We start from the raw sequence: 4,764 nt of genomic DNA on the forward strand, positions 1-4,764 counted from the left end.
TGATCTGCATCGGCTGCGGCAAGCACAAAGGCGCTTCGACCTTCCACGGCCGGGTTATGACGGCACGTTTCGGGCCCAACCTGGAACGCGTATCGAAGCCTTCTTGCAACATGTAAACGTCGTTTTCTCCGTCGGCATGGTCCAGAGCCCCAGCGATGACATCGCCGCCCTGGAAGTCATCCCGACCGATAAATTCTTTGAACGCGATGCCGCCTTGCAGACCATGGCCAAAGCCGAAATGCCCCGGCTGAAACTGCCCCACATCGACGTCCTCATCGTCGACGAAATCGGCAAGGAAATCAGCGGTACCGGCATGGACCCGAACATCACGGGACGGACGGAACGCTTCAGTCAGGAACCGGCCTTCCGCGCCTTAGCGCCGGACATCGAACGCATCGTCATCCTGGATATAACCGAGGCTTCCCATGGCAATGGTGCCGGCTGCGGTATGGCCGACATCGTCAGTTACCGCTTCGTAAACAAGATGGATTTCGCTTCCGTTTATACCAACTGCATTACGGCCAAGTCCTTCCGCATGGCCCTCCTGCCCCTGTATGGCAACAGCGATAAAGACGCCATCGAAATGGCCATGGCCCACGCCTTCCTGACCGACCCGAACCAGGCTAAAATCGTCCGCATAAAGAACACACTGAAACTGGAAGACATCGAATGTTCCGTCTCGTGCTTAGAAGACATAAAAAACGATCCGGACATGACAATCACATCCGAACCGTTTACATGGAAGTTTAACGAAGAAGATAATCTCTGGTAAACTAGTTTTTATGACCGATGGCATCCATCCAGGCGAAGAGCTCGTCTAAATCGTAATCGCCGGCATGGCCGCGGGCCCAGGGAGAGGCAAAATCGACATCATAACCGGCCTGCTGCAGACGCAGGGCGACGACTGCCGGTACGGCAATGGTCGTATCGCGGTCGGCTTCGCCGTGGCGGATACGCCAGTAATGCGCCGTCTTGACGCCGGATTTGCCGATGTAGTTCAGGGGATTCATCGTCTTGACGATGTCCTTATCGGCCAGAGCCGATCCGGCTATGGTCGAATGGTCTTTGCCGTATACTGTAAAATGCTGTTTATCGACAGTTGCCGTGCCGAACTCTTCCGTTTCAGCACTGCTCATATCGAGCGCATCAAAGGCCGGGGCTGCCTTCAGCCGGGTTACATCGACAGCATAGCCGGCTAAATCCATGTCGGTCACTTTGCCGTCGTTGATGGTCAGCCATGTCTTGGAAGACAAATCGGTGCCGTTGTCGAGGGCTTTCTGTGCCGAAGCCATGTAAATCGATTTAATGTAATCGGCAAAGGAGCCTCGTCCATTTTCATCGAGGGTCAAGGCTTTCCCATTCTTGTCAACGAGATGTAAACTATTGATATAAGCCGGATACATGGCTTTCAAATCCTTCGATGCCTGTTGCTGGACAGCGGTCATTTCCGTCCCGGCCGCGGCTTCGACCGGTGCATTGTCAGGCCGGTTGGTAACGACGCCTGCCGGTTTAGCCTGGCCATTACCTGCCGGTGGTTTCATAGCACCCATGTTCCCCTGATGATACGTGTTTACACCATTAAACATCCATTCATAAGCCATGTCAGCATGATCCAGGTCGGTAATCGGGCAATATACGCTGGAAGCATAAATATCATCGCGTTCATCAGCCGCGCCAAGGGCTTTCAAATACGGTTCATAGTCCTTACTGTCGCCTGTCGCCCCGATGAGCGTCGATAAAGCACCGCCGGCACTGGTGCCATTGGAAATGATTTTTTCCGTGTCACCAGGCAGTTTCCCTGCATTATGGCGCAAATAACGGACAGCGGCCTTCATATCGACGATGAGTGCCGGAGCCTTGCCGGTATACGTGCCGTCAGCAGCCTGAGTTGTCCGTCCACGGGCTCCCGGAGCTGCGACGACATAGCCTTTGGAGAGGGCGACGAGCATGGCATTGGCACCGCCAGTCATCCGATCATTTTCAGACGGCTGCCCCGGTGCCCCCGGCATATAACCGCCGACTGTATTGGGCAGGAAAATCGGAGCTGTCTTCGCCGTATAGCCGTTGATCGTCTTGCCTTTAAAGTATCCTTCGGGAACGTATATATTCATGGACTGGTATGTCGTATCGACAGGATGGGCCACATACACCCGGTTTTCATAGGCCCGGAAAGCCACCTTTTTGCCATCGACTGTCATCGTTTTCTTTTCATACTTCGTCGTATCCAAATCGAGGCTATACGTCTGCTGCACCGGAGCAGCCTGGGCCGTTTTAGCCTTGGCCTGCGTAGCTGCCGCTACGGCTTGTACCGGTTCTGCTTTCGTCGTATCCGCCGCCAATACCAGGCCGCTAGTCATCATGAAAAACAGCGCTGCTGCGCACATCTTATTTCTACCTCGCATATCACAACTCACCTTTCCTTAAAAATAGTTTTAATTAAAACCATTTCTTTCTGCTTTAGTATACCATAGAAATGTGGCGATGCTATGACAGTTTGGAGTAGAAAAGGGCTTGTCGCATATGCGACAAGCCCTTTTGAGTATTAAGTTTGCAGTTTGTAGTCTTTAGTGAATGGTTTTAAATTTAAAGCCATCGTCTGCAAACTACAAACTCTGTACTACAAACTATAAAGAGAAAGGAACCTTGCATGATGAAAAAAAAAACTACACTCACCTGTCCATCAGCACTTGCGCCACCAGGTCTGTACAACCGTGGCCCCGACGTGCCAATAGTAAAGGATGTGGTCAGCTAGTTGTGAACAACGTTTACTATGGTAAACGACATGGCTGGCCGCAGCTCCGATGAAGAAGCCGCCGACGACGTCGCTGACGTAATGGAGACCGCTGAGTATCCGCGACGATGCCAGGACGCCTGTCCAGGCCAGGGCCGGCAGTCCCCAGGGGTTGTGCCGGGCCAGTAGCATCAGGGAAATGGCCAGGCTGTTCATGGAATGATTGCTGGGAAAGGACGCATTGGCCTTATGCGCTACCAGCGGCGCCGCGTCACCACAGGCAAAAGGCCGGGGGCGATGCCAGATTTTACCGATGACCCAGGAAACCGAAGAGCCCACGATGACGGAAAAGAGACAGTAAACTAATGTTTTTCGACGTTTAATCTGCTCTGAAACCGGCCGCGGCCGGAACCATTCGATAAGGCCATAAAGGATGAACAGCCAGTAGCCGAACCGGGTAATCCAAGTAAGGATCCGAAGCCAGGTCCTGCGCCGGGCAATGAACCATTGAACGAATAAAAAGATAGACCTTGCCATGATAGCCTCTCTTTCAGCCGGACTCAGCCCTGTTTTGCAAAGACGTCCCGCATCGTTCCCGCTACATCGGCCAATGAGATGCTGCGCATCTTATCCTCCATGGCATCCTGTACCTGATGCAGCCGGTCATCTAACCCTGCGTGAATCGTCTTGCCCACCGGACACTGCGGGCAGGGATGTTCGTGGAAATGGAAGAGCGAGTCGCCGCCAACGCAGTCTACGGCATGGTAAACGTCATATAAACTAATGTCAGCAATCGGTTTTTCCAACGCTGTGCCACCAGTCCCGCGCTTGACCTGGATCAACCCGGCCGCTTTGAGCTGGATGAGCAGTTTGCGGATGATGACGGGATTCGTCCCTACGCTGGCAGCAATGAAGTCACTCGTCACTTTTTCCGTTTTGCCGAAGTAATCGATACACAACAGGGTATGAACGGCCATGGTAAATCGACTGGAAATCTGCATATGAAAGACTCCTTAAATGGCTTTTAATTCACGAAGGATAGCCAGGTCAGCCGTACAAGCCGGGCAGTCACAGAATTTAGCCCCTTTGGCCTGAATATCTTTGGCATGCGCCAAGAGCTGTTTCGCTGCATCGTCCCCCATAATCTGGATAGCATGTTCCGAAGCTGCAAAGTCCAGGAGTTCATCGATGGTCGAGACGCCCTGCTTCAAGGATTCGATATAAGCCGGCGCAGCTGCGTCTTTATCGGCAGCATCGAGCCAAGTCTGGGCGGCCGTTTTCAACGTCGGATTGCAGCTGGGAGCTGCCATCAAATCATGTGTCTTAGCCGTAACGAATTCTACTGTTTTTGCATCCATTTTAAAAAACCTCCTATAAATGACGAATCAAAACATCCAGGATAGAATTATCCTGATTACATCCCTATCATACGACATTTTTATTGTAAAGTCAATGGTTACATATTATATGTTTTGTTGAACTATTTTAAACTTATTTATTTTGATTTAAATATTTGTCATCCGCTTGGTTATCACGTTTTTAAAACGAGCGTATTCTCTATTTAAACGTTTTTATTCGCGTGTAAATAATTGTAAAAAAAGAGGCTGCGCACGTGCGACAGCCTCTTTTTGAGTATTAAGTTTGCAGTTTTTAGTTTGTAGTGGATGAATAAAAATTTAAAACCATATTTCTACAAACTACAAACTCCATACTATAAACTTTTTTACTTCAAACTTTTATTTCCGGGCAGCCTGGACGGCGGCGATGAATTTCTTGGCCGTAGCCGTGATTTCATCGGCCGTCTTGCCGCTGCCTGTGAGGGCACCGCCGGCACCGACGGCGACGCAGCCGGCTTTGATCCAGTCACCGGCGTTTTCTACATTGACGCCGCCTGTCGGCATGAGCGGAGCCTGCGGCAGGGGACCATGGATGGCCTTGATGGCTTTCATGCCCAGGATTCCCCAGGGAAGATCTTGACGACGTCAGCGCCGTATTCCAGGGCCGTAATGACGCCGTTGAGGGTCGTCGCCCCG

Annotated in this window: 6 protein-coding genes; 1 reads left to right on the forward strand and 5 read right to left on the reverse strand. The window is 51.5% G+C overall.

What is annotated here, in order from left to right:
* Positions 1-103 precede the first annotated feature (103 nt).
* Complete coding sequence (locus NM10_RS12025) at positions 104-772, forward strand: hypothetical protein (protein WP_020311817.1); 669 nt, start codon at positions 104-106, stop codon at positions 770-772.
* A 1-nt stretch (position 773) separates the two neighbouring features.
* Here NM10_RS12025 and NM10_RS12030 read toward each other — a convergent pair whose 3' ends face one another.
* From NM10_RS12030 to NM10_RS12050, 5 genes are all read right to left on the reverse strand, one after another.
* Entirely contained in the window at positions 774-2,360 is a 1,587-nt protein-coding gene (locus NM10_RS12030) for a subtype B tannase (RefSeq protein ID WP_147675884.1), read from the reverse strand.
* 320 nt (positions 2,361-2,680) lie between these two features.
* Positions 2,681-3,268, reverse strand: a complete 588-nt coding sequence (locus tag NM10_RS13420) for a phosphatase PAP2 family protein (RefSeq protein ID WP_192813575.1) — start codon at positions 3,266-3,268, stop codon at positions 2,681-2,683.
* A gap of 23 nt (positions 3,269-3,291) precedes the next feature.
* Positions 3,292-3,732, reverse strand: a complete 441-nt coding sequence (locus NM10_RS12040; RefSeq protein WP_020311820.1) for an Rrf2 family transcriptional regulator — start codon at positions 3,730-3,732, stop codon at positions 3,292-3,294.
* Between the two features lie 12 nt (positions 3,733-3,744).
* Positions 3,745-4,089: a hypothetical protein gene (locus tag NM10_RS12045; RefSeq protein ID WP_020311821.1), complete on the reverse strand. Its 345-nt coding sequence runs from the start codon at positions 4,087-4,089 to the stop codon at positions 3,745-3,747.
* Between the two features lie 378 nt (positions 4,090-4,467).
* Positions 4,468-4,680 carry a putative 4-hydroxy-2-oxoglutarate aldolase gene (locus NM10_RS12050; RefSeq protein ID WP_020311822.1) on the reverse strand — a complete coding sequence of 71 codons (213 nt, stop codon included), beginning with the start codon at positions 4,678-4,680 and terminating at the stop codon, positions 4,468-4,470.
* Positions 4,681-4,764 lie beyond the last annotated feature (84 nt).

The organism is Megasphaera sp. NM10 (assembly GCF_000417505.1).
GTDB lineage: Bacteria > Bacillota > Negativicutes > Veillonellales > Megasphaeraceae > Megasphaera > Megasphaera intestinihominis.